General features: G+C 38.0%; 19 protein-coding genes and 4 tRNA genes. 11 read left to right on the top strand and 12 right to left on the bottom strand.

The features are described from left to right. Positions 1-38 precede the first annotated feature (38 nt). The 5 genes from ESZ26_RS10505 to ESZ26_RS10485 all read left to right on the top strand — a co-directional run bounded on the left by ESZ26_RS10505 (position 39) and on the right by ESZ26_RS10485 (position 4330). Positions 39-242, top strand: a complete 204-nt coding sequence (locus ESZ26_RS10505) for an antitoxin Xre/MbcA/ParS toxin-binding domain-containing protein (RefSeq protein ID WP_146799583.1) — start codon at positions 39-41, stop codon at positions 240-242. A 73-nt stretch (positions 243-315) separates the two neighbouring features. Further along, positions 316-588, top strand: coding sequence for a hypothetical protein (locus ESZ26_RS10500; protein ID WP_146799582.1), 273 nt, complete (start codon positions 316-318; stop codon positions 586-588). A 144-nt stretch (positions 589-732) separates the two neighbouring features. Beyond that, entirely contained in the window at positions 733-1869 is a 1137-nt protein-coding gene (locus ESZ26_RS10495) for an ABC transporter substrate-binding protein (protein WP_170246359.1), read from the top strand. Between the two features lie 62 nt (positions 1870-1931). Next, on the top strand, positions 1932-3926 hold the full coding sequence (locus tag ESZ26_RS10490; RefSeq protein ID WP_170246358.1) for an EAL domain-containing protein: 1995 nt from the start codon (positions 1932-1934) through the stop codon (positions 3924-3926). Positions 3927-4090: 164 nt separating this feature from the next. After that, on the top strand, positions 4091-4330 hold the full coding sequence (locus ESZ26_RS10485; protein WP_146799579.1) for a DUF3108 domain-containing protein: 240 nt from the start codon (positions 4091-4093) through the stop codon (positions 4328-4330). Here ESZ26_RS10485 and ESZ26_RS10480 read toward each other — a convergent pair. Next, positions 4327-5127, bottom strand: coding sequence for a class II glutamine amidotransferase (locus tag ESZ26_RS10480; RefSeq protein ID WP_146799578.1), 801 nt, complete (start codon positions 5125-5127; stop codon positions 4327-4329). The genes ESZ26_RS10485 and ESZ26_RS10480 overlap by 4 nt on opposite strands. Before the next feature lie 157 nt (positions 5128-5284). Here ESZ26_RS10480 and fadE point away from each other — a divergent pair, with 157 nt between their 5' ends. From fadE to ESZ26_RS10465, 3 genes are all read left to right on the top strand, one after another. Further along, positions 5285-7714 carry an acyl-CoA dehydrogenase FadE gene (gene fadE / locus ESZ26_RS10475; RefSeq protein ID WP_146799577.1) on the top strand — a complete coding sequence of 810 codons (2430 nt, stop codon included), beginning with the start codon at positions 5285-5287 and terminating at the stop codon, positions 7712-7714. 213 nt (positions 7715-7927) lie between these two features. Continuing rightward, positions 7928-8641: a TetR/AcrR family transcriptional regulator gene (locus tag ESZ26_RS10470; protein ID WP_146799576.1), complete on the top strand. Its 714-nt coding sequence runs from the start codon at positions 7928-7930 to the stop codon at positions 8639-8641. Positions 8642-8753: 112 nt separating this feature from the next. Continuing rightward, the gene (locus ESZ26_RS10465) at positions 8754-10121 is read left to right on the top strand and encodes an aldehyde dehydrogenase family protein (protein ID WP_146799575.1); all 1368 of its coding nucleotides are present in this window, start codon (positions 8754-8756) and stop codon (positions 10119-10121) included. A gap of 547 nt (positions 10122-10668) precedes the next feature. Here the strand turns inward: ESZ26_RS10465 and ESZ26_RS10460 are convergent. From ESZ26_RS10460 to ESZ26_RS10420, 9 genes are all read right to left on the bottom strand, one after another. Beyond that, on the bottom strand, positions 10669-12489 hold the full coding sequence (locus ESZ26_RS10460) for an acyl-CoA dehydrogenase C-terminal domain-containing protein (protein WP_146799574.1): 1821 nt from the start codon (positions 12487-12489) through the stop codon (positions 10669-10671). A 512-nt stretch (positions 12490-13001) separates the two neighbouring features. Continuing rightward, a tRNA-Asp gene (locus ESZ26_RS10455) sits at positions 13002-13078 on the bottom strand. Positions 13079-13219: 141 nt separating this feature from the next. After that, positions 13220-13296 (bottom strand) — tRNA-Asp (locus ESZ26_RS10450). A gap of 89 nt (positions 13297-13385) precedes the next feature. Beyond that, positions 13386-13462: transfer RNA gene (locus ESZ26_RS10445), tRNA-Asp, on the bottom strand. Positions 13463-13515: 53 nt separating this feature from the next. After that, a tRNA-Asp gene (locus tag ESZ26_RS10440) sits at positions 13516-13592 on the bottom strand. A gap of 167 nt (positions 13593-13759) precedes the next feature. Further along, positions 13760-15088, bottom strand: a complete 1329-nt coding sequence (locus ESZ26_RS10435) for a TIGR03503 family protein (RefSeq protein WP_146799573.1) — start codon at positions 15086-15088, stop codon at positions 13760-13762. Then, positions 15076-15801 (bottom strand): DNA polymerase III subunit epsilon, encoded by a 726-nt coding sequence (gene dnaQ, locus ESZ26_RS10430; protein WP_146799572.1) that lies wholly within the window; start codon positions 15799-15801, stop codon positions 15076-15078. Before dnaQ ends, ESZ26_RS10435 begins: the two co-directional genes overlap by 13 nt. Beyond that, positions 15798-16313 (bottom strand): DUF2919 family protein, encoded by a 516-nt coding sequence (locus tag ESZ26_RS10425; RefSeq protein ID WP_146799571.1) that lies wholly within the window; start codon positions 16311-16313, stop codon positions 15798-15800. Before ESZ26_RS10425 ends, dnaQ begins: the two co-directional genes overlap by 4 nt. Continuing rightward, positions 16306-17040, bottom strand: coding sequence for a DUF599 domain-containing protein (locus ESZ26_RS10420; RefSeq protein WP_146799570.1), 735 nt, complete (start codon positions 17038-17040; stop codon positions 16306-16308). Before ESZ26_RS10420 ends, ESZ26_RS10425 begins: the two co-directional genes overlap by 8 nt. Before the next feature lie 250 nt (positions 17041-17290). Here ESZ26_RS10420 and ESZ26_RS10415 point away from each other — a divergent pair, with 250 nt between their 5' ends. Both ESZ26_RS10415 and ESZ26_RS10410 read left to right on the top strand, forming a co-directional pair. After that, on the top strand, positions 17291-19687 hold the full coding sequence (locus ESZ26_RS10415) for a carbohydrate binding family 9 domain-containing protein (RefSeq protein WP_146799569.1): 2397 nt from the start codon (positions 17291-17293) through the stop codon (positions 19685-19687). A gap of 171 nt (positions 19688-19858) precedes the next feature. Continuing rightward, positions 19859-22168: a carbohydrate binding family 9 domain-containing protein gene (locus tag ESZ26_RS10410; RefSeq protein WP_170246357.1), complete on the top strand. Its 2310-nt coding sequence runs from the start codon at positions 19859-19861 to the stop codon at positions 22166-22168. Positions 22169-22478: 310 nt separating this feature from the next. Here the strand turns inward: ESZ26_RS10410 and ESZ26_RS10405 are convergent, their stop codons facing one another. Both ESZ26_RS10405 and ESZ26_RS10400 read right to left on the bottom strand, forming a co-directional pair. Beyond that, positions 22479-23531: a hypothetical protein gene (locus ESZ26_RS10405; protein ID WP_146799567.1), complete on the bottom strand. Its 1053-nt coding sequence runs from the start codon at positions 23529-23531 to the stop codon at positions 22479-22481. 79 nt (positions 23532-23610) lie between these two features. Further along, positions 23611-24663, bottom strand: coding sequence for a hypothetical protein (locus ESZ26_RS10400; RefSeq protein WP_146799566.1), 1053 nt, complete (start codon positions 24661-24663; stop codon positions 23611-23613). A gap of 524 nt (positions 24664-25187) precedes the next feature. Here ESZ26_RS10400 and cysK point away from each other — a divergent pair. Then, positions 25188-26156 (top strand): cysteine synthase A, encoded by a 969-nt coding sequence (gene cysK, locus ESZ26_RS10395; RefSeq protein WP_146799565.1) that lies wholly within the window; start codon positions 25188-25190, stop codon positions 26154-26156. Positions 26157-26318 lie beyond the last annotated feature (162 nt).

Below are 26318 nucleotides of genomic sequence, written 5' to 3'. Positions count from 1 at the left end.
TTACTGTATAAGCTTATCAAACATCAGGAGCTAATAAGATGAACGACGAAGACCGACTAGCCGCAATAACCAAAGCAGCGATTGAGTTCTTCAAGGGCGATGACGAAGCAGCTAAACGCTGGTTGAATAATCAAGTTCGCAGCCTTGGTCACAAACGGCCTCTTGATATGGCTCATACCGAGGAAGATACTGAAACGGTCTTAAACCTCATTAATTGCCTAGAACACGGCATGTTTTTATAGCCACAAAGCTGCTCTTTTATTTAAAAAAACATTGTCTGTGAGCTTCAGATTATCGTGGATCTGATAGCGTGAATTGAAGAAAAAAGTAGCTAATGGCAAGATGAAAATTAACCGAAGCACAGTTGATAAAGAGGCTAATCTTTCGGTGGGGATTTTGCGAAATCATGAAGACGTTGTTCTAGCTATTAAGAGTGCTTCAAGTTTAGGTAATAGTGGAATAGTAGGTACTTTGGAGCCTAATGACGCAGCTAGAAGCTATGAAAGGAAAGGTAAAAAACTAAAATTAGAAGTACGTGAGCAAGCTCGGTTACAGACAAAGCACTATGATAATGCTAAGAGGGAATAACTAAAAAATTGGCTAACAAGCGAATTTATGCACTGATCTTATCACTTACCGAGAATTGCTGATTATGGGTTGATTATATAGGATAGAGTGTTTATATTATTTATAATCTACATCTGTTTTAAACAAATGGAGTTGGCATCAACAATGTTAAAATACGTCGCCCAAAAGCTCGCATTCATTTGCATGGGATTATCTATTAGTATTGTTTCTGTTTGTGTATTTGCAGAAAAACAGCAAGTACTCCGTTTACTGGTTTGGGAAGGTTATGCACCCGAAATACAACGTGAAAAATTTAGACGACTCATATCTAAAAAGTATTCTATTGATATCATATTAAAGGTAAATTATATCGTAGATGCAGAAGATGGCTTTGCTGCCCTACGATTAAAAAAAGCCGATATTGTTAGTCCCGCTCATAATCGTATCAACGATAAACGTTTTAAAATGATTGATTCAGGACTATTGCTTCCGCTAAACCTTGATAATTTACCAAATTACCAACAACTTAACCCCTCCTTTAAATATTCAAAGTATTTGGTTAAAGATGGTGTTCATTATGGTTTGCCCTTTGCATGGGGACCTTATGGACTGGTGTATAACACAGCGTATTTTGATGAGCCACCTCAAAGCTGGAACATACTTTGGGATCCTAAATATAAGGGGCAATATAGTGTTGCTGATTACGGTGAGATTAATGTTTATCTTACGGCTTTAGCCATGGGTTATAACAAAAATGCCCTAAGTGATTTTGATCAGTTAAATAATAAAGCATTCCAAGCAAAATTGACTTCATTGATAGCCAACGCAAAATCTCTATGGGAAGGTGTTGATACTGCAGATGATTTAATGCAAAACAAATTAGCGTCTTCCTGGGGGTTTTCTTTACCAGAGTTAAAAAAGCGCGGTGAAACTTGGAAATGGGCTTACCCTAGAGAAGGTGTTCCAGGCTGGATTGATAATCACGTATTAAGTCAAGAGCTCGCAGATAAGCCAGAATTGAAACGTATTGCAGAGGAATGGATAAATTTCACTATCAGTGCTGAATTCCAGAACAGTGTACTAGTTGAAGCATTAGGTACTAACCCCGTTAATATGATGACAGTCGAAAAGGCTACTGAGGCCCAAAAGCGAGGGTTCTACGCCACTTCTCTCAGTGAATCAAAAGCTCTAATCGTGCTCATGCCCCAGCTTGATCGGCGAACTCGCAATGGAATCGACAATATATGGAATACAGCATTAAAGCACTTGTCAGAAAGTACAAAAAGTACAAACACCCAATGAGACAAAGTAGCCGGCCTTTTACCGATAGTTTGTCATACACGCTGGCTAAAAATAGTGTTTTAGTGACACTGTTAGTTGGCTTTTCTCTTAGTTGCATTCAGATTGCTGTTGATTTTGTGCGTGAACAAAATGAGATACAACAGTTTGCCTCGGAAATTCTGGCGGCTAATCAGTTTGCTGCGGCTGATGCTTCTTTTCACCTTGACGCACCTGCCGCTGAAGAAGTAGCTAAAGGTATTCTTCAGTATCATTCTATAACATCGGTCACTATTACTAATGAACGTGATGAAGTGCTGACTCAACTGGCTTCTGAAAACACTGAGAGAACAAACCTTACTAAGGGGTTTGAAATCTTTGGGGAAATTAAAGGTTTTAACCAACCTTTATATTTTAAAAGTGGTGAGAATATCGGTAATTTGAGAATTTATATTGATCCAGCTTTAGCCTCAGACAGATTTATTGATCGTTCTATATTGGTTCTTTTGTCTGGATTAGTGCGAAATATTCTTTTGGCTTTTATCCTTGTCTTTTTGTTTTATCGAACCACAACAAAAAAAGTTATTGCTATAGGCGCAGCGCTCAATGATTTTGATCTAAACAATCCCAAACAGAATCGTATTCCCCCAGTTAATAAGAAGAAAAAAAATGAACTTGATGATTTAGGCGACTCCATCAACCGATTATTAGACATTATTTATAGAGATATAAAAAAGCGTGAACAAAGGGAAAAAGCGCTTCATGTCAGTCAAAAAGAACTTACCTACCAAGCTAATCATGACTTACTGAGCGGTCTAGTCAATCGAAGAGGTTTTGAGCTTCATTTATTTCAAGCAATGCAAAGTAGACAGGCTGAAAATGCTGAACATATATTTTGTTACCTCGATCTAGATCAGTTCAAGGTTATCAATGACACCTGTGGTCATATCGCCGGTGATGAATTGTTGCGTCAAATAAGTCAGATACTAAAAATGCATATTCGTAGCCAAGACGTATTAGCCCGTTTAGGTGGGGATGAGTTTGGTATTTTGATGCTAAATTGTAATATTAAAAACGCCAAAGAGGTTGCTCAAAAACTGATTGATAAAGTTAATCAGCATAGGTTTTTATGGGAAGATAAACCTTTTGCTATTAGTGTCAGTATCGGTATTGCACCCATTGGTGAAAGTATTAATAACACCAATGACTTACTCAGAAACGCAGATATTGCATGTTACGCTGCAAAAGATGCTGGTCGTGATTGTTTCCGTATCTACACTGAGAGTGTTTCTGATATAGCCAAGGTCCATGGAGATATGCAGTGGGTGACTAAAATCAATTCGGCACTAGAAAATGATAGATTTTGTTTGTACGCCCAAGTTATCCAACCCAATAAACCAACTGATAGAAATGGACTTCACTATGAGGTGCTTTTGCGTATGGTTGATGAATCTGGTTCGCTTATTTCGCCCAATGCTTTTCTGCCTGCAGCTGAACGTTATCACTTGATGACAAAAATCGACAAGTGGGTGATCGAAAACCAATTTAATTATCTATCCAAACATCCAGAACATTTGGCCGCACTTGAACTGTGTTCAATTAATTTATCTGGACCATCACTTACGGCGTCTGGCTTTCTAAAGACTGTGATTGATTATCTTGATCATTACCAAATTCCGGCAAAGAAGATATGTTTTGAAATCACAGAAACGGCGGCTATCTCTAACCTCACCGATGCGACAACCTTTATCGAAGCAATGCACAGTAAGGGTTGTAGTTTTGCACTCGATGACTTTGGCACTGGATTGTCCTCATTCGCTTACTTAAAATATTTACCAGTCGATTTTTTAAAGATTGATGGTTTATTTGTTAAAGGAATAGTGGACGACCCCATCGATTATGCCATGGTAAAATCAATTCACGAAGTGGGTCGTGTGATGGGTAAAAAGACAGTAGCTGAATTTGTTGAAAACACTGAGATTGGATTAAAACTGAAGGAAATAGGCATTGATTATTCGCAAGGTTATGGCATCGCTGAACCTTGCCCAATTAATGAGCTGAAAATAACGGAGCATTCATAACCTCTATAATTGAATGAGATGGGTATTATTAGTTTGACTGTCTTTGGTTGAGCTTTCAGTTGTTCCTTCACAGTCATCTCTGACTAAAGATAGTAATTCTCGTAAAAATAATTCATCTGTAAAATCAACGGGGTAATCCAGAGCAAAAACTATTTGTTTATCCGGTGATAAGTCATACAGGTAAAATTAAAAATTACGTTTATCAATACGATGGTCAAGATGAATTAATGCTACCTTTTGGTATGATAAAAGCCGTTAGATTAAAAAGAGAAGTCATTGAAAAGAAAAAAGTCACTTATGCTTGGTTCGCCCCAGAGTTAAATTACTTGTTGGTTAAAATACAACAAATAAAATCTGATGTTGAACAGTTTGATGCACAACTGACTTCACTTGAAGAATATTAACTTTCCGCCATCAATACCTCTTGTCCTGAAGCAATAGACTCTCCCAGACAAAATAAGTGCCACTGTCCTTTGGTCATTTTGTGCCAGCTTTCATTATTGGTTAATGGCTGAGTGGCAATGACCGTGACCACATCACTTTCTGTGGTTTCTTCGGTGAAATTAATCACCACTTCCGCATCAATCAAACGGGCTTTACCAAACGGAGCTCTGCGTGTTATCCAATGTAAGTTATTTGCACAGTAGGCAAATAAATACTGACCATTGGTAATGTTGACATTGAAAACACCCAATGCATTTATTTTGACACTCAACTTGGCAATAAATGTAAACAACACAGTTGCTGTTGGTTCTTTATCCGCGAACTTAAAATGAAGTTGGTCTAAGATCCAACAGAACGCGTGTTCGCTGTCGGTAGCTCCAACAGGGAAATGTAACTGTACAGGCAGCTCACCCTGGACATTTTTTAATTGTCCATTATGGGCATAAGTCCAATTTCTCCCCCACATTTGACGGGTAAACGGGTGAGTATTCTCCAAAGAGATACCACCAGAGTTTGCTTGTCGAATATGGCAAATAACCGCTTCACTCTTTATCGGATAATTTGTCACTAATTCGGCAATCGGTGATTGTGAACTTGGTAAAGGGTCTTTAAAACTTCGACAGCCTTTACCCTCATAAAAAGTAATGCCCCAACCATCTTTATGCGGCCCAGTATTACCACCACGCTGCATTAAGCCACTAAAGCTAAAGCAAATATCAGTGGGTACGTTCGCACTCATCGCCAGTAGTTCACACATAAATTAATTTCCGAATAGATAATTAGCTTTATTATCCTATAAATAAGGTAACAACGATAAATATATTTGTAATTTATTGCACATAGATTTAAGCTAAAATTATGGTCAGACCTCTTTGCTTTTATCTTTAGGCTTTTATTTTTAAAAAGGAAAATTAATGGAACAGTTTACATGGTTTATTTATGCCGTTATTTTAACCGGATTTATGGCATACACCCGTGCTGCGCTCTCAACTTTCACCTTAAGTTTTGCTGCATTAATGGCCGTGGGTACTATCTTTGACGCGCTGTCATTTTTCAGTTGGATAATATTTTTAATCATTGCATTACCTTTGAATATATCTGACTTTAGAAAGCAGTATATTACTCAACCTTTGCTGAAAATCTTTAGATCTATTATGCCGCAAATGTCTAGCACTGAACAAGAAGCTATCGACGCTGGCACTACGTGGTTTGAGGCAGAACTGTTTCGTGGTAATCCTGATTGGAAAAAACTTCATAATTATGAAGCACCACGGTTAAGCGTTGAGGAACAAAGCTTCTTAAATGGCCCGGTCGAAGAAGTCTGTAAAATGACCAATGACTGGCAAACGACCCATGTTGATGCTGATTTATCAGCAGAGGTTTGGCAGTTTTTGAAAGATAATAAATTCTTCGCAATGATTATCAAAAAGAAATATGGTGGCTTAGAATTTTGTGCTTATGCACAGTCGCGAGTTTTACAAAAATTATCCGGGGTAAGTGCTGTTTTAGCTAGCACAGTTGGGGTTCCTAACTCTTTAGGTCCAGGTGAATTATTACAACTTTATGGCACAAAAGAACAACAAGACTACTACCTTCCTCGTTTAGCGGTTGGTGATGAAATTCCTTGTTTTGCATTGACCAGCCCAGAAGCAGGCTCAGATGCGGGAGCGATCCCCGATGAAGGCATTATTTGTCACGGTGAATTTGCAGGTAAAGAAGTTCTTGGCATGAGATTAACCTGGGACAAACGCTACATCACACTCGCGCCCATTGCTACGGTACTTGGTTTAGCTTTTAAACTAAAAGACCCTGACCATTTACTGGGTGAAACGGTTGATTTAGGCATTACCTGTGCATTGATCCCTACAGATATAGACGGCGTTATCACTGGCCGTCGACATTTTCCACTTAACGTGCCCTTTCAAAATGGTCCAACGCAAGGTATGGATGTTTTTGTGCCACTTGATTATATTATTGGTGGCGCAGAAATGGCTGGTCAAGGCTGGCGTATGCTTATGGAATGTTTGTCTGTTGGGCGTGCTATTACACTCCCTTCAAATAGTGCCGGTGGTATAAAGTCACTCGCACTTGCTACGGGTGCTTACAGCAGGATTCGCCGTCAGTTCAAAATCCCTATTGGTAAAATGGAAGGTATTGAAGAACCCCTTGCTCGCATCGGCGGCAATGCTTACTTAATGGATGCGGTAACAACTATGTCCACTGGTGCTATCGATTTAGGAGAGAAACCTTCGGTAATTTCAGCGATTATAAAATACCATTTAACTGAAAAAATGCGTATTTGTGTCAACGATGCGATGGATATTCATGGCGGTAAAGGTATTTGCATGGGCGAAGGTAATTACCTTGCTCGCGCCTATCAAGGTGCACCAATTGCGATAACCGTTGAAGGTGCGAATATTTTAACGCGTAGTTTAATTATTTATGGACAGGGAGCTATTCGTTGTCATCCCTATGTTTTAGCGGAATTAGCAGCGGCAAACCAAACCGATGACATAACTGCATTAAAAGAATTTGATCACGCCTTATTTGGCCATATAGGCTTCGCAATCAGCAATGTTGTCCGCAGCCTTTGGTTTTCATTAACCGGCGCACGGGTACTCAAGACACCTTTTCGAGATGAAACCTCTCGCTACTACCAGTTACTCACTCGTTTTAGTAGTAACTTAGCCATGCTATCAGACATATCTATGCTGACATTGGGTGGTGATTTGAAACGTAAAGAAAGAATTTCAGCGCGTTTAGGCGATGTACTTAGCCATTTATATTTGTCTTCGGCAACCTTAAAACGTTATAACGACGAGGGTCGTCAGCAAGATGACTTACCACTTTTACAATGGGCTGTTGAAGATAGCTTGTATGAAACACAGCAAGCAATTGACGCCTTGATCAGTAACTTCCCGAATAAAATAGTGGCACTTTTCCTAAGGGCAATGATTTTTCCAGTGGGAACATGGTTGAAAAAACCTTCAGACATTACCGACCATAAAGTTGCACAGATATTACAAACGCCCGGTAAAACTCGAGAACGTTTAGGACAAGGTCAATATTTAAGCCGAGACCCAAAAAATGTTTTAGGTCAACTTGAGCAAACGTTAGATGACATTATTGCTTGTGAACCGATATTTAAGAAGGTTTGCCAGGCTATTGGTGCAGATCTACCTTTTTATGCGCTCGATGAAGTTGCTAAAAAAGGCTTAGCCGTTAATGCGATAAATGAATTAGAGGCCGAGTTATTATGCAAAGCCGAATTGGGCAGAAAAGCCGCCATCAATGTAGATGATTTTGACTCTGACGAGCTAAGAGCACAGACCGCTAGTCATTAATTTATTATCATACGATAAACTTACCTACAAGGATGTAGGTATCAATAATTTTTAAAACAATATCATCATAAATGAGCCTAGCAATCGCCTTGGGCTCATTGATGCTATCGTTAATTTCTTCTAATCCTAGTGCTCATATATTACTTTTAGTAACAAAAAATGATGACATTTTTCTTACCTAGATTGAAATACCATCAAAAATAAGTTAACTTTATGTTAATTAGCATTATACGACCCAATAATATGTTTTCGACTAAGGAAAGCCCAGCGGTAAAACGACGTAGCAAAGGTGAACAAACACGTTTACTGATATTACAATCTGCCATTGAAGTATTAGCAAAAAATGGTATAAAAGGCACTACTCATCGTGCCATCGCTAATCATGCGAAGATTCAACTCTCTCTTACCACTTATTATTTTAAAGATATACAAGAGTTAGTACATCAAGCATTTATCCTGTGTTCGTCACAAATCACCGCGAAAACAAGCTTAGCTTGGCAGCCTGCTGTCGAATTACTTGCCAATGTAAATAAAACAAGTTTACGTAAAATAAGTGAAAAAGAAAGTTTACGTAATCAACTCGCCATTATGGCGACCCAGTGTTTAGTAAAAAGAATAGTCGATTCGTCGGTAGAACTGGCTGTTCAACAATTACTCTTTACCGAAGTGCGCGTAAACCCTCAATTAGCCTCCTTAACTGAAATACACCGCGCCGCCTCGTTAAAACCCATCATTGAGCTATGCGAATTTTTTAATTCACACGACCCTCATATTGATGCTGATATAATGGCTACGGTCTTTACTCAAATCGAATATCGCAATATAAATGTGCCGGTCGAGCAATTAGATACCGATAACATTCTAGCCATCGTTACCCGGGTTATTGGCTATGCAATGAACTTAAAGAGTTTGGCACTTAGCTCTTAACAGATAATTTTCTGATTATTTTGTAGAAGAGTTGTAATTGTTGTAAATTAGTTTTTATATCTGGTCGTACCAATCAAACTATAAGACTCAATTACAACAATAAGGTTTAACTATGCCCTACCAAACATTACTCACAAAACACCGTCAGTATTTTGATACTAATGTCACTCGAGATATTTTATGGCGTAAACAGCAACTACAAGCGATAAAAAACCTTGTTATTGAAAACGAAAAAGAGATTTTACAGGCTTTACAAGATGATCTTGCAAAACCGACACTAGAAGCTTGGATCACTGAAATATCGTATATCACCAGTGATGTTGACCACACATATAAACATCTAAAAAAATGGGCAAAACCAAGCCGTGTTAGCACACCGATAGTAGTACAACCGGGTAAGTCATTTATTAAACCCGAACCACAAGGCACCGTATTAATTATTGGCGCATGGAATTATCCTTTGCAATTAGTTTTAGCCCCCTTAATTGCCGTTATTGCTGCAGGGAATTGTGCCATTATCAAGCCTTCAGAACTTGCTCCTGCTATCTCTGGGCTTATCAATAAACTTGTCCCTAAATATTTAGATAATAACGCCATTAGTGTAGTAGAAGGCGGTGTTACAGAAACAACAGCGTTACTTGCCTTAAATTTTGATCACATTATGTATACCGGCAATGGCCAAGTCGCTCGAATTGTTATGGCTGCAGCAGCAAAACACTTAACGCCGATAACATTAGAGCTTGGTGGTAAGAGTCCCGTTTATATCGATGAAAGTGCAGATTTAAAGATAACAGCAAAGCGTATCGCTTGGGGAAAGTGGATGAATGCAGGACAAACTTGTATTGCACCTGACTACTTATTAGTAAAAGAAAATCTCATTGAGCCATTAACACTTGCCCTAAAAGCCCAAATAACTGCTATGTTTGGTAAAAACCCTCAAACCAGCAAAAGTTACGGCCGTATAATTAACCAACGCCATTGTCAGCGTATAGCCTCTTATTTTAATGATGGTGAAATTGTGGTCGGTGGTGAAAGCGATATTGAACGCTGTTATATCGCACCTACCATTATGATTAATCCCGCTTTAGATAGCCCATTAATGACAGATGAAATTTTTGGCGCCATCTTACCTATCGTCACTGTTGAAAGTTTTGATAAGGCAAAATTATTTGTTAAACAAAGAGAAAAGCCACTTTCTGCTTATATTTTTAGCCGTGACTCAGTGCAAATCGAACAATGGATAAATGAAATAAGTTCAGGTAGCCAGTGTATTAATGACGTGATCATGTTTAATGCAGTGCCAGATTTACCTTTTGGTGGTACGGGCCCTAGCGGCATTGGCCAATATAGTGGTAAAGCCGGCTTTGACAATTTCAGCCATCTTAAGTCAGTACTCAAACGCCCTTTTATCAAAGATATCCCGGTACGTTTTGCACCTTATTCTCAATGGAAACTTAAATTTTTACGTTTTATTCGATAAAACCCGCCTAAAAATTGGCTACGAGGATGAAAGATTGCTCATCCTCGACTTATATATTTATACTATCTAGCCAAGAGAAATAAAAGAACGCTAGTGAAATGTAATCATTGACTGAGGGTAAAAGTAATCAAAAAAAGCGCTTTTATCTGCTATGACCAAGTAAAAATAGCCTGTTTAATTAGCATTGTCTGACAATACCCCTCTGCCACAATAATGGTATAAACAAAAAGTATCAGCCATTGTTTATACCTCGATAAAACTAGATGACTCTGTTATCTATATAGCCAAATTAATTTATCTTACTATTATTTGCTGCTTAGTAAGCTCGTGTGTCAATCAAAAGACAAGATTAGCGGACATTAATCCTAATACATCAAAAATACTCTTGGAAAATGAATATCTAAGAATTGTTGAATATACGCTTACAAAACATTGATCGATGATGATCTCTACCCTAAGAGATATTTATATTTCATTCAAACGATAAAAACCTTTTACAGAAAACTGTAAAAGGTTTTTTATTAACGGTTATCTTAAAAGTCAGTGTTTATAAAAACGACAATAACTCTTCATCTAACTGCATTAACGTTTTAGGGTCTGCCATCATAGTTGTCGCTAGCGATTTAGTTCTTGGCAACATACGTTGAAAGTAAAACTCTGCAGTTTTAATTTTTGCACGGTAGAAATCTCTATTTTCGACATCTGTCGCTAGTTTTTCGTAAGCGGCTTGCGCCATTTGAGCCCAAAAATAAGCCATAACAATGTAACCAGAGTACATTAAGTAATCAACCGAAGCAGAGCCTACCACATCGCGATTTTTCTTTGCTTTTAATGATAAACTCAAGGTGTTTTTCTGCCAGCCAGCAACAGCTTTACTCAATGGCCAAATAAATTGATTCATTTGGCGTTTATGAGGGTTACTTGAAATCATACTTTTGTCTTTACAAAAGCTTAAAATTTCCATGGTAAAGTGTTTTAAATACTTACCGCGATTTAATAAGATTTTACGCCCTAATAAATCAAGTGCTTGGATACCCGTTGTTCCTTCATACAAAGTAGCAATACGTGTATCACGAACAATTTGTTCCATGCCCCATTCTTTAATAAAGCCATGTCCGCCAAATATTTGTAAGCCATGATTAGCACTTTCTGAACCTAGTTCGGTTAGGAATGCTTTTAAAATTGGGGTAATAAAACCTAAACGATTATCAGCTTTACGGCGCTCTTTATCGTCTTTTAGCATTTGGATATCGTCAACTATCTTCGCCGTATAATAAATCATGGCACGGCCACCTTCAGTGATCGCTTTTTGCGTCATAAGCATTTTACGAACATCAGGGTGAACAATAATCGGGTCGGCAACCAATTCTGGTTTTTTAGCACCGGTAAGCGAACGCATAGATAAACGTTCTTTTGCGTAAATCAACGAGTTTTGATAAGCGAGTTCAGCAGCACAGATACCTTGTAAAGCGGTACCAACACGTGCGGTATTCATAAAGGTAAACATACATTCTAAACCTTTATTTTCTTTGCCGATAAGTACACCTTTTGCACCATCAAAGTTTAAAACAGCAGTAGCTGAGCCTTTGATACCCATTTTATCTTCAATAGAACCACAAACCACATTGTTGCTTTCACCAATGTTACCTTGTTCGTCGACTTGCATTTTAGGAACGATAAACAATGAAATACCACGAGTACCTTTTGGTGCATTGGGTAATCTAGCTAAAACGATATGCACTATATTTTCAGTTAAGTCATGCTCACCGGCTGAAATAAATATTTTAGTACCACTGATACTAAATGTACCATCATCATTTAACTCAGCTTTTGTTTTAACTTGGCCTAAATCTGTACCACATTGTGGTTCAGTTAAACACATAGTGCCGGTCCAAGTACCTTCGGTAAGCTTAGTTAAGTATAGTTGTTTCTGTTCTTCAGTACCGTGTAATTGTACCGTATCCATAGCACCGTGGCTTAAACCAGGATACATAGCCCACGACCAGTTTGCCGTGCCCATCATCTCTGATTTTACCATACCTAGCGAAGCAGGAAGACCTTGGCCTCCATGTTCAACGGGGTGAGATAAACTCTGCCATCCACCGTCAACATATTTCTGATAAGCTTCTTTAAAGCCAGTAGGTGTGGTTACTTTACCATTATCAAAAGTACAGCCTTCTTTATCGCCACTTTGGTTTATTGGTAATAATTCATTTTCACAGAATTTTGCACACTCTTGGAATATCGCATCAACCAAGTCAGGTGTCGCTTCTTCAAATTCTGGATACTGCTTATAATGGTCATAATAATTAAAGACATCTTCAAATAAAAACTTCATGTCTGTGATCGGTGCTTTATAACTGAGCATGTATCTCTCCGGTGCTTTTTAAACTATTTATTTAACTTCTTTCGAATATAACAGAAAAACAACTGGTCATACCACTGTTTTTTGTTAATAAATATTTATATCTTTATAAATAGAACTTAAGTGTAGAAGACAACTGAATTTATAGAAGACAACTGAATTTATAGAAGAGAATAAAGTCGTTAAATTTTGATTAACAATATAAGTTTGATTTTTTTATATAAGCAATAAATAGGATATTAAAAATAATATTAGCGCCGTGGTCGAGACTCAAACGCGCGACAATACATTGGGCATAATAGGCCGCTTTATTTATGAAAAACTTACCGACTGAACGACCATAGATGATGTTTTTTTGTTGGTATGATTTGAGGTCTTGAGGTCTTGAGGTCTTGAGGTCTTGAGGTCTTGAGGTCTTGAGGTCTTGAGGTCTTGAGGTCTTGAGGTCTTGAGGTCTTGATACTTTTGAATATCAATATCTTTTATGTGGATATAAAAGACTGTAAAAACAATGTTGGCGGAGTGGACGGGACTCGAACCCGCGACCCCCGGCGTGACAGGCCGGTATTCTAACCAACTGAACTACCACTCCGCTGTATTGCTTTCTTCAAGTTTTACTACCTAAGTAGACGGTACTCAAACCCATGGTGTTACTTTTGAATGTTATAATAAAAGATGTCACGCCTTTTATCTTTAGGCCATTCAAACCTTAACGCTATTCTTAAAACAATGTTGGCGGAGTGGACGGGACTCGAACCCGCGACCCCCGGCGTGACAGGCCGGTATTCTAACCAACTGAACTACCACTCCGCTATATTGCTTTTGAATGTTATAATAAAAGATGTCACGCCTTTTATCATTAGGTCATTCAAACCTTAATGCTATTCTTAAAACAATGTTGGCGGAGTGGACGGGACTCGAACCCGCGACCCCCGGCGTGACAGGCCGGTATTCTAACCAACTGAACTACCACTCCGCTATATTGTTTTTAAGCGTTTAGTAAAACTAGGTGCTTAACCTTTGATTAATTGGCGGAGTGGACGGGACTCGAACCCGCGACCCCCGGCGTGACAGGCCGGTATTCTAACCAACTGAACTACCACTCCGCTGTATAATCAACACATTCGTCAACAAGTCGTTGAATGCGGCGGAGATAATACGGTTAAGATGCGGAGCAGTCAACCACTTTTTTAATATAATTAACTGTATGCACGTTTGATGAACAATACGGAGGAATTCCATTCAAAAATAGCTTTATTTAAATGGATTATCATCATTCTTTCTGCTTTTTTCGACGAGATATAAAGTAGAAAAGTAACGCAAGTAAGACTATTCCAAGGTTTGCAACCGCAATAATAATATAAGTTTGCAGATCTTTTTCACTTTTTGCCATTTCTTGTGCGACTTTAGCTTCTTGCAACTCTATTGCTAATTGTCTAGATTTCTCCTCTGCGAGTAGAATTTTATCAGTTGTAACGACATCGACTGTTTTTGAATGAGGTAAAGCTATTTCACCCTTAGCATTTATGGTCGGCATTACTAAGCCATCTTTGCTTTCTGCATTAAAAGTAAATTGTTCTAACACTAAACGGAATTCTCGGCCGTTAATTGTTTTCCCAAAAACACTCACTTGTATACGATGAACACCTGACTCCGTGTAAGCGAGTTGGTAGGTACGCACATTACCTTTTCCTTCCATAATAGAAAATGGCACTTCTTGACGGTCTGGAAAAATAACTTTGCCTTGAAACAAAACGCTATCAGCATCGACATAAGTAGGGTCAATAGCAAAGGAGACTTGATGAAACTGTCCAACTTCCATCACGCGTTCAACAGAAATAGAAATCGGCGTTTTTTGTAAAATAATGGGTTTTTGTCTTAACTGCCGAGTAGCCATAGGCATGATAACGGAATAGATAGGTAGCCATTCACCTGGAGCAAAAACAAGTTCAAACTCACCGGTAAACATACCATCATTTGCATGTTCATCTAACTCGCGGCCATCATCACGAAATTGCGCCATTTTAATGGGTTCGGCACCAAAATTATCATAAGCAGAATTATTGGTACTGAAAAAGTCTACATTTAGCTTAATAACGTCACGAAAGAGTGGATCGTCAATAGCTTGAGCTCCGTTATAAAGGTGCCCTTCAATTTTTAGGGTTTCTCCCGAGAGGATAACCTCAGGTAAGGGATCAACTTTAATAGTGACTTCGGTGACAACCATAATATGACTTTGCGGTAAAATATCACCAATAGCTTGCCAAGGCCCCGGCATTGGATTTTTAATGGTGATCAAATCAAAGGTACGATCATCAAACCATGTCACTGTATCTTTAGGTAAATTGTTAATTTTAATTTTTGTGCCATCAGGACGCACAAGTATGATGGGGGGCGTGCCACTTTTTCGATAAAATAACAGTGTTATTTCTTCAAGCTGCGCATCTATTTTAAAACGATTGTCAAAATAAGGAATGGCATTGGTAATATTATCTGATTGATAATAATCAACTTTGGTTTGTTGCCCATAACTCGGTAGAGATATCGACATAGAGACTATTAGTATCACGATAAAAAGTATTTTTTCACCTATTGGGGCCATATTGGCTCACTCCCTTTTTCAGCAACAATCGCTAATCTTTCATTATGCTTGATGAGTTCATCGGCAGAAGCTTGAATAATCTTTAATTTTGTTCGTTGAGCGGGTAAACGACGAATAGCGTTACTATCGCCTGATTCACTGCCCGCTGATAAATTCAACACTGACTGCTTACGCGTCATCTCTACATAAACAAACGCCAAAAGTTGAGCATCAATTAATGCACCGTGATAAGTACGGTCGACTAATTTATCAACACGGTAATAACGCGCTAGGTAATCAAGGGTTTTTGGAGAACCAAATTCATCTTTTGAAACATGTAAAGTATCGATTACGGTACACATATCACGAGTGTTGGGAATATTTCGCTTTAATAAAGCAAATTCATTATCCATAAAGCCAATATCGAATTTAGCGTTATGAATAACAAGGCGTGCACCTTTAATAAATTCAACAAAGTCATCGGCAACTTGACTAAATAAAGGCTTATCACGAAGAAACTCATTGGTTAACCCGTGAATATTGATAACTTCCTGGTCCATTTCAAATAATGGATTAATATAAACATGAAAACTACGACCGGTTAACTGTCGGTTGATCATTTCAACACAGCCTACTTCAACAATGCGGTGCCCTTCCCTTGGATTAATACCTGTTGTTTCTGTATCTAGTATAATTAATCGTTCATCTTGTTGTACGGCTTGTTCGTTATTCATTGTGGTTTAATCACCTTTTTTTTCTTTTCAGGAAGTGGCTCTGGAAACTCAGCAAGATTAATCCTAAATTTTTTACTGAGATTTAACATGATTATAAGCACTCCGACAATAATAGCTTGAGTAATTAACCATGTTAACGACAATAAATGCCAATAAAAAAAGCCAACTAAACAAATAATCAGATCAAAAAGTAAGGCAAAAGTAAGAATACCTTTACCGTGCTGCCACGATTTTTTAACCCAACCATTCGCATTTGGCCGGCGTAAGCTCAAGACAAGGACAATAAAAATACCCAAAGCACCGGAGCCTAAACTTAAATAAAACAATGAAGTTTCAGGGTATATCCATTGAATGATGCCAACACGGTCTTGCATATTGGTTACCGACATTAGCCAAACGACATAACCCCGTAGAATAAAAATCAAGGCTAAGTAAACCCACTTGGATATTTTTAAACAATCAAAGTTGTCAAAATCTTGCACCGAATAAGCTGAATAATTATGTTTACTCATCAATATTTTGACCACGTTTTTTTGTATGCTCGATCCTTAGATGCTCTTGTGCTGCGGTAATAGCTTTTACTGCTCGGGATCTAAACTCACGATAAAATAAGGTATAAACAACAAGTAAACTGGCAAAAATAAATAACGCAGGATGAAAAAACCAACACATTGCCGCAATAGAGAAATAATAAGAACGTAAGCCATAATTATAAGAATGTGCGGCTTGGTCTTGTACTATCGCCATTTGTTTTGCATAAGCACGTAAGTTTTCATTTTCTCCTAACTCATCATAAGGTGCAGCACCAATCATGACATTTAAAAAACCGTACTGTCGCATAGACCAAGTAAATTGAAAAAATGACATAATAAAAATAAAAGCTAAAACGCCTAATTTGAGTTGTATCGCCGCATGATTAGGAAAATCAGCATAAGGAATTGAACCTATTACCGCCTCTAAACGTTCAACTTGGGCAAATAAGGTTAATACCCCCGCTAAAACCAGTAAAGTCGTTGAAGCAAAAAAAGCAATATTTCGCTCCAAATTTGCTAACAGTGCAGCTTCGCCAACACGAATATCTCGCGTCATCAGCTCATTCATCCAATGTATTCTATGTTGATGAAGACATCTGGCGATGCAATTAGTGTTTTTTGCTTTGACACGAGCAAACCAAGTATAACCAATCCAACAAGTTACAAAGCATAGAAAGGCAAGAATATCGAGTAAAGTAAGTGGCATAATAGTGAAAAATTAGATAACAGGCTTACCATTATGCAGGAGAATATTTATAGATTCGAGCTAAATTTATCACGATTAGCTAAGCAAAAAATGTTAGAAAAAACCATTAATCTTATTCCTTACACCAGTTGTCGTAATTCCTTTGACAGAAAGTATAACTTTGTTCACCATCGCCATCAAATCTATCACTTAAGTTTACTGTCAATATTGAAAATAAGCTTACTGTAAACACTTTCCTTTTGGAGCATCAATGTTCACTGTCAAATTCAGCCATATTTTGACTATTTCCGCTTTATTATTATCTTGTCATTATAAAGCTAACGCACAACAGCCAAGCCAGATCCCAAGGATCTCAGGTAAAATAACCATAGATGCTAATTTAGATGAAAAACAATGGCGCCATGCAAAGAAAATATTAATCAATAACATTACTCGCCCTTACGATAATATTCCCAGCCAAGTTCATACCGAAGCGTTATTGATGGAAGATGGTGGCACTTTCTACATTGCTTTCATTGCTGAAGATCCTAACCCAAGTCAAATCCGAGCGTTTTACCGCGACAGAGATCAGTCATGGGGTGATGATGTCGTCGGCATAAAGATTGACACTTATAACGACCAGCGTTCAGCTTATCGATTTTTAGTCAATCCTTTAGGCTCTCAAATCGACGGTGTCGAAAATGAAATAACCAAAAGTGAAAGTGATTCATGGGATGGTATTTGGGACAGTGCCGGAAAAATTAACGATAAAGGTTATATTGTAGAAATGGCTTTACCCCTTCGTATGCTCAACTTTACCGAAAAGTCGTCGTTGCAAGATTGGGGGATTGAATTAATGCGCTTTTATCCAAGAAATGAGTTTTTTCGTTTTTCAAACGTCCGACTTGAACGAGATAACGACTGTGAATTATGCCAACTGCACACTGTCGAAGGTTTTATTGGCGCAAAACAAGGTGATAATTTAACCGTTACTCCATCACTCGTTACCGGTGTTAATGAAGAGAGAGCAGGTAATGATGAGTGGCAAAGTAAAACTAACACAGAAGCTAGCTTAGATGTTCGCTGGGGTATAACACCTGACTGGGTATTGAATGCCACCCTTAACCCAGATTTTTCAACGGTTGAAACTGATAATGCTCAGTTAAATATCAATAATAATTTTGCGCTGTTTACCCAAGAAAAAAGACCTTTTTTTCTAGATAATGCTGATTACTTTGACTCAAATTATAATCTAATTTATACCCGAAATATTAACGCGCCAAACTATGGTGCTAAATTAACGGGGCGAGAAAACGATCATTCCTTTGGTTTATTTGTCACCGATGACGACAGTACCAATATTTTAATCCCAGGTAATAGAGGCTCTTCTATAGCAAGTATCGAAGGCGAATCAAAAGCAAGCGCCTTTCGCTATCGCTATAACTTCAATGAAGATATAACTTTGGGGACAGTAAGTACCATACGTACCGCTGAAGATTATCAAAATATAGTTCACAGTATCGGCACTCAAATTAGGTTTTCAACAGCTGATGTCTTTAAGTTTCAAGCGCTTTATTCAACCACAGAATACCCTGATGATTTATTTGAACAATTTTGTGATGCCGATGATACCGACGGCTCAAGTGAGTCAGAAAATTGCCATGTACCACCGGAAAACATTGACTGTGGCTATAGTCATTGTGATTACAATGAGCAGGTTTTACGCACCTTAAAAGATGATAAGTTTAGCGGTAGTGCCTTTAAAACCAGTTATTCTCATAATGACCGAGACTGGTATTACCGCGTAACATACGATCAGCAAAATTCTGGTTTTCGTGGCGATTTAGGCTTTATTCCTAATGTTGACTATAACCGTTTCTCCATCGGTGGTGATAGAAAATGGTATGCACAACCAGGCGAGTGGTGGACGAAGTTTAAAATATATTCTGATTGGGATATCACCCATAACGACAATAATGAATTGATTGAGAAAGAATTTGATATTAACGCTCAGCTAAATTCAAGTATGAATTCATACTTTCGCTTTTCTTATTCAAACCGTGATTTAGTGGGGTTAAGAAAAGATAAAAGTATTTTAGCCATTGACGGTAACACCACCTTGTTTACCGAAAATCAATTTTCACTCTATGGTGAAGTTAATCCGATGCTGGGTTTATACTTTAACAGTAACTTTAAATACGGTGATGCCATTGATTATAGAAACAACCGTCTGGGTCGTACTAAACAATGGAGCTCAAAGGTAACCTTGAATGTTGATAAGCATCTGGAATTAAATATCAAACATACCTTTAATCAATTAGATGCCGCTAATCATAACGTCGATGCGACCAGTAACAACGTCTTTACCGCACGATTGACCGACTTTAGAGCAACCTATCAATTTAATGTTTTAAGTTTTTTACGTTTTAGTTTTATTTATAATAATACCAACAGAAATATTAACAATTATACATATACCGATCCCGAAGATATTACCCAGAGCAGAAAAAACGTCTCCACTGAATTGTTGTACGCCTACAAGTTAAATTCGCAAACAGTGTTTTATCTAGGCTATTCTGATAGACACTACACCGAAGAAGACTTTAGCGACTTAAATCAAAATAAACGTAATCTCTTTATGAAGTTTAGTTATGCTTGGATGAAGTAAAAATAAAGAAAAATCCCATCAGTTTTTAGGTAAAGTCGCCAAATGGCGACTTTTTTATTGTTGGCTAATAATAGAACTAAGCTAACTAATGATTGTTTTAACTGCATTTTTTTGACACAATTTATCCAGAGTCACTATATAAAAATAATAAAATGTAACCCTGGAGAAAAAATGTTGTTGTTAAGAAGTAGCTACAAAGCCATAGTAGCTAGTATATTCTTACTGTTTTCACAGAATAGTTTTGCTGAACAAAAGAGCCAAGAACAAATAATCAATAAAATCGAGCATTTATCGATACCTTATGCTAAAACAAAAGTCACTATAGATGGCGACATCAACGATGACGAATGGTCTCAGGCATTGTCGATAGAGCTAAACATTGTTAATGACCCTTGGCATAACAAGCCTAGCCCAGTTAAGACTACCGCAAAAATATTTGAAAATGGCGATACCATTTATATCTCTTTTATTGCCCAAGATCCCAACCCAGAAGAAATAATTGCTTATTTGGGTGACCGAGATACACGTCTCCAAGATGATGTAGTCGGTATAAAACTCGATACCTACAACAATCGACGATTAAGTTATGAACTCTTTGTTAATCCTTACGGCTCGCAAATTGATAGAATAAAAAACGAACTCACTGGCGATGTCAATTCAGCTTGGGATGGTATGTGGCAATCGTTTGGTAAAAGAACAGCGACCGGCTATCAAGTTGAAATGGCTGTGCCCTACCATGCATTAAACTTTGCCGATACCGATGAAGAAAAAACCTGGGCAATTGAGTTTATTCGTCTCTACCCACGAGACTCTCGCCTGCGTATATCTCATATTCCGCTCGACCGAGACAATGATTGTTGGTTATGTCAAATCCCAGAAGCAAAAGGTTTTAAACACGCTAAAACAGGTAACAACCTAACAATCACACCAGCAGTAGTAGCAAGTAAAAATGATACACGTGATATTTACAACCCACAAGATGAATGGCATAACGATAACGACACCGAAGCTGGCGTCGATTTACGCTGGGGTATTAATGCCAACACGCTATTAAACGTTACGGTAAACCCAGACTTTTCAACGGTTGAATCTGATGCGGGCCAACTTAGCGTTAATAAAACCTATTCCTTATTTTATCAAGAAGCGCGCCCTTTCTTTGTAGAAAACTCAGATTATTTTTCTTCAAATTTTAATTTAGTTTATACCAGAAATATTGCCGACCCTGACTATGGCGCCAAATTAACCGGTACTAATGACAACCACACTTATGGTGCTTTTATTAGTCATGACACAGAAACTAACTTCATTGTACCTGGTAATACTGGCTCACGTTTAAGGTCGTTGAATGAAGAAAGCCACTCTGGCGCGTTTAAATATCGCTACGACTTTTCTGAAGACTTCTCTTTAGGTGCTATTAGTACCTTAAGAAAGTCAGATAGTTATCAAAATACCGTTGCTGGTATCAATACCAAATATAAAATGGATGACTCAAATGCTATTCTTGCACAAGTTGTTCATTCAAACAGTGACGATTCCATACAAGAGTCGGCTGATCTTGCCGATCAAGCGGTCAAACTGAGTTATGAACATAACTCTGAGTATTGGTCGGTAAACGTTGAACACCAAAAAATAGGTAAAGATTTCCGCGCTGATTTAGGTTTTATGCCAAAGGCTGATTATCAAGATGAAAAACTTTTAGTTGACCGTTACTTTTATAGTGAAGGCGACAGTTTTTGGCAAGAAGCAAAATTGTCAGGTCAATGGCAGATTAAACATAATGAAAATGGTGAGTTACTGGAAAAAAGTTTAACCTCAAGTTTTACGATTGACGGCCCTAAACTTTCAAGATTTGATATTATGTTCACTTATGCAGATAAAATAGGGCTGCGTGAAAATGAGTTAGCTCAATTGAATGGAGGTTCAGCGGCAATTGAGTTTGATGACTCTATTGATGGTAATACCGACCGTTTTACCGAAAAACTGCTGACAATGTTTGCTTATATGAAACCGACAAGATATCTATATGGCGAACTTTATTTTTCTTTTGGTAAAAAAATAGATTACCAAAATAATCGCCTTGCTGATTATCAAGAAATTTATGCTAATACCCGCCTAAACCCAACTAGCCATTTAGAAATTGATTTTTCTTATACTTATGAAACTCTCGATACGAGTCAAGGTAATGTATACGATGCGAACTTAGTTGAATTAAGAGTATCTTACCAATTTGACGTAAACAGTTATCTTAAATTAAATGTTGTTTACTACGATGTTGATAAAAACCTCGCTAACAACCCATTAGCCTACTCTAAAACCAATAGTGATATATCAACACAATTAATTTATAGCTATAAGCTTAATCCACAAACGGTATTTTTCTTAGGCTATTCTGACAACAGTTATCAAGATGACGACTTGACTAAGTTAAGGCGTGGCGAACGTACTTTATTTACTAAAGTCAGTTACGCTTGGATGCCTTAGCGCTTTATTTATCGATAAATAAGTTTAGTTTGATAATCACTTATCAAACTAAACTTTGTTGTACACTGCGACTTTACACTATGACTATGAAAGTTTATCTCTAGCATATTAACGCTATTAAACGTTTACTCATCAAAGTATCGTTTATCACTTAAATGACTATCTATTTATCTGCCTTGTGCCATGCTCTGCTATCTTTTGTAAGTGCAGCAAGCGCTGTTGTGCTTGGTTGGCAGGTCGCTTAGCGGCTTAATAAAACCGGTCAATAAAGCAGGTCAATAAAGCCAGTCAATAAAGTAAATTAAACGATTTATTTGCCTTGTGCCATGTTCTGCAAGAGTAGCAAGCGCTGTTGTTCTTGGTTGGAAGGTTGATAAGGCAGATTGCTTAGACTAGTCACTGCAAAATCTTTTATTTTATACTCATCAATTGAACTATCACCGTACTTTGTTGGTTGTCCGGGAGCGGGCGACATTAATTCGATTGAGAAAGTTGATAAGTAAAATGGTGCTTGCCTGCCTTTTAATACGGACTGATGAGCTTTTAAATAAAGATGACTATTGCCCTTATTGAGCGTTTCTTTGCTAACTAGATGAGCAATAGGTTGGTAATTTGCATCAAATAAATTTGCGCGCATTCTATATAACCCTTGCTCTCTGGTAGTTATATTAGCTTTTAACACCATATCAGCATTTTCATTAAACGCCGGTTCAAAACCTTCTAAGGTAGCAACTGAATCAACATATTTAAGTGCTAGGGTAATATTAATATTCTTGCCGTTAATTTTCGCCTTAATCGATGCTTGCAGTTGTCTTGGCAAATCTCTTTCACCGTCAAATTGTGAGTGCCAGTTTTCTTCACCCTGTTCAAATTGACTGGTCAATAACACTTTACCCGTGCTGATATCGACAAGTTGCAGCTCTGCTGCAGTAATATTTTCACCGGTTAGCGTCGCAAAAACGACTTCAGGGTAGGTATAGCGATATTTTGATAGTGCAGCACTGACTTGAGTACCCTCATCGTCAACGAGCATGGATTGTGGATTAAAAAAGTTTGGCGCTAAGCGGTCAAAATCTTTATCGGTCAAGGGTTGAGAATATGATGGGAAAGTTAATTCTGCCGCATACGCTTGTGCAACTAATGCTGCCGAGTCGTTTGAAGTGATTTTATTAACCGTAGCCACTAGCGGCGTATTATTGTTAGGCTGTTTTTTTGGCAGACTCGTTGTCTTTATCTGTATTTTTTTTATCAAGGGCTCATTAACAATCGTTACTTGTTGGGGTATTGATGGCCAAAAAAGCCAAACAACAATAGCGATTGCACTGATAGCCGCGACTTGCTTTAAAAATGATTTATTTTTCATAACTGATTTACTTTTTTGTCAAGACTCTGTTGGTTTTTCTTGGTTAACACCGAAAAACCAACAGCCTTACCGATATTATTTAGTTAGGAAGCGCATCATAAATGAGCGTTGACATACTGTCATCAGTGGAATTTTCAACATAGAGATAGTTACTTTTCCAAAGCCACCAGCCAGTCGTTTTAGTGTAAGTATCAAAATAAATACTTTCTCCTGACAATAGGTTTTTCTGGTTACTTGCTGCGGTCACTTTACCTTGTTGTTGCGGCTCAAGTAATGAACCATGACTATAGGCTTTACCCATAAGCATAGGATAATGGTATGGCATAAAACCATTAACAGCATTACCTTGCTGTGTTATTTTACCATTTATCGCGATATCTGTACTACAGCTACCGTATCTTGCTTGGCGATTAGCCCCACAAGACGAGTGCGTGCCAACAACACCGTCATCATTACCTTGAATGAATGGGCTAGTAACCCCCAAGTATTCACTTGCATCACCAACAAAGCGTAAACGAGGGATCCTCGCATCAGGTAATGGTGCAAGTTGTCTGGCGTTATTGACTTTTAAGTCATTAAGTACGCCCATTTCATCGCCAAGATCGCCGCCAAGCCAAGCTTCTAATGCTGCCTCGATGAGAAAAGACCAGGTTTCTGTACCTTCAGCAACACTTACCGCTACATCAGCAAGTTCACTGCCACCGCCAGCGCCGGCTATGTCAAAAGTTGCAACAATATTCAATGGTGCTAACCCAGCATTTTCTAACCAAGTTTCTTGGTTATCTATAATATAACGTGCTACTAAATCACCGGTCGAATGTGTTACAAATATACAGCCTGGTGAGCAGAAATTGCTTTCAGAAAATGATTTTAGCTTTGGCCAAAGATAATCAGTTGCTATTTTGCCTTCTATTCGTTCGTATGAAGGCCAGTCAATGCGAGCATCACTGAGATCATTCCAATAGCCTTGCCAGTAGTTTTGGCCACTCGCCGTAACATCACCGTCAACGATAAGTTGTTGCGGCTGAAAGCCATGGATAAGTACTATCTTATATTCTTTACTATATGAAGCTGCTGAGCAGAATGTCAGGCAGACTCCAGCAACAACCGTTAAACTTTTGATTATATTCATTATTTCCCCAAATATTTTTTAATATTATTTTATAATTATTTTTTACGTCTTATTTTTATTGGTCACACAACTCATCGGACGTTCGACCAGTTGAAATGATAATAGTCCAGTGACCATTTAATAGTCAATGGCTAATTATTTATAATTTTGATATTAAAAATAACGACGCTACTCACTGTGGCGATAAAATTAAAATATATCCTGTAGAAACGATGGGGCAATTTACCTAAGCGTCTAACATTGTTAGCGCTTAGCAGAAAGCAGCACTGCTATAATATAAAAATCAACTTAAGACCAACTGATTTTTTATAATTAACCTATCATTAACGTTCGATTGCGCAGATAATAAAATAGATTATTATCAAAAAGAACAATAATTACCGCTGCTAACATACTAATTTAACTAAAAAAGCATTTCTATATTCTTTTTTTGTATATAAGTTAACAAAATATCACTTCTTTTATTTCTATAAAGCGCTAACCTTGTGCTATTAAAGTAAATAAAGCTTTATCAAGGAGCTAACATGACTACAATATTTGAAGATAACTCAACGACTATCGGCAAAACGCCCTTAGTAAAACTTAACCGTGTAACAACCGGTAATGTTTTTGCAAAAATAGAATCAAGAAATCCAAGTGCGAGTATTAAATGTCGTATTGGCGCAAACATGATCTGGGATGCAGAAAAAAAAGGTTTGTTAACGCCTGGCAAAGTAATTGTTGAGCCAACGAGTGGTAATACCGGTATAGCCCTTGCTTTTGTTGCAGCTGCTCGAGGTTATGGCATTACCTTAACTATGCCCCATACCATGAGTTTAGAACGCAGAAAGTTATTAGCCGCTTTAGGCGCTAAACTTGAATTGACCGATGGCGCTAAAGGTATGAACGGTGCTATAGCTAAAGCGCAAGAAATTAAAGATTCAGACCCAGAAAAGTATGTTTTATTAGGTCAATTCGACAATCCTGCCAATCCTGAAATTCATGAAAAAACCACAGGTCCAGAAATCTGGGCAGATACCGATGGTAATATAGACATTTTTGTTGCCGGTGTTGGTACAGGTGGCACAATTACCGGTGTCAGTCGTTATATCAAAAATATCGCAGGCAAAAATATTATCTCAGTTGCTGTTGAGCCTACTGACTCACCCGTTATTAGCCAAAAAATGGCCGGTGAAGCATTAACACCTGGACCACATAAAATTCAAGGAATAGGCGCTGGTTTTATTCCTGGCAACTTAGACTTAACCATGATTGATGCTGTTGAGAAAGTCACTAACGATGAAGCGATGGCAATGTGTCACCGTCTGATGAAAGAAGAAGGTATCCTTGCGGGTATTTCTTCAGGTGCTGCGGTTGTTGCCGCTAAACGTTTAGCAGAAAAGCCTGAAAACAAAGATAAAAATATCGTTGTTATTTTAGCAAGTTCAGCTGAACGTTACTTATCAAGCCCACTGTTTAGCGATGAGTTCACTGATAAAGAACTGGTACAATAGTACTGACATCATCAAAATAAAAAGACGCTAAGGCGTAATGCCGTTCACTTAAGGTGAACGGCATTTTTACTTTTAACAGGATATCTATTCTTTGAGCACTTCAGCATTCTCGGATATTGCCGCTCTCGCCTACTGGGTAAAACGAATTGCTTGGCTGACTTT

The organism is Colwellia hornerae, from assembly GCF_007954355.1.
In the GTDB taxonomy this organism is placed as follows: domain Bacteria; phylum Pseudomonadota; class Gammaproteobacteria; order Enterobacterales; family Alteromonadaceae; genus Colwellia_A; species Colwellia_A hornerae.
The sequence above is the reverse complement of the archived record's forward strand: the minus strand, read 5'-3'. Positions and strand labels throughout refer to the sequence as shown.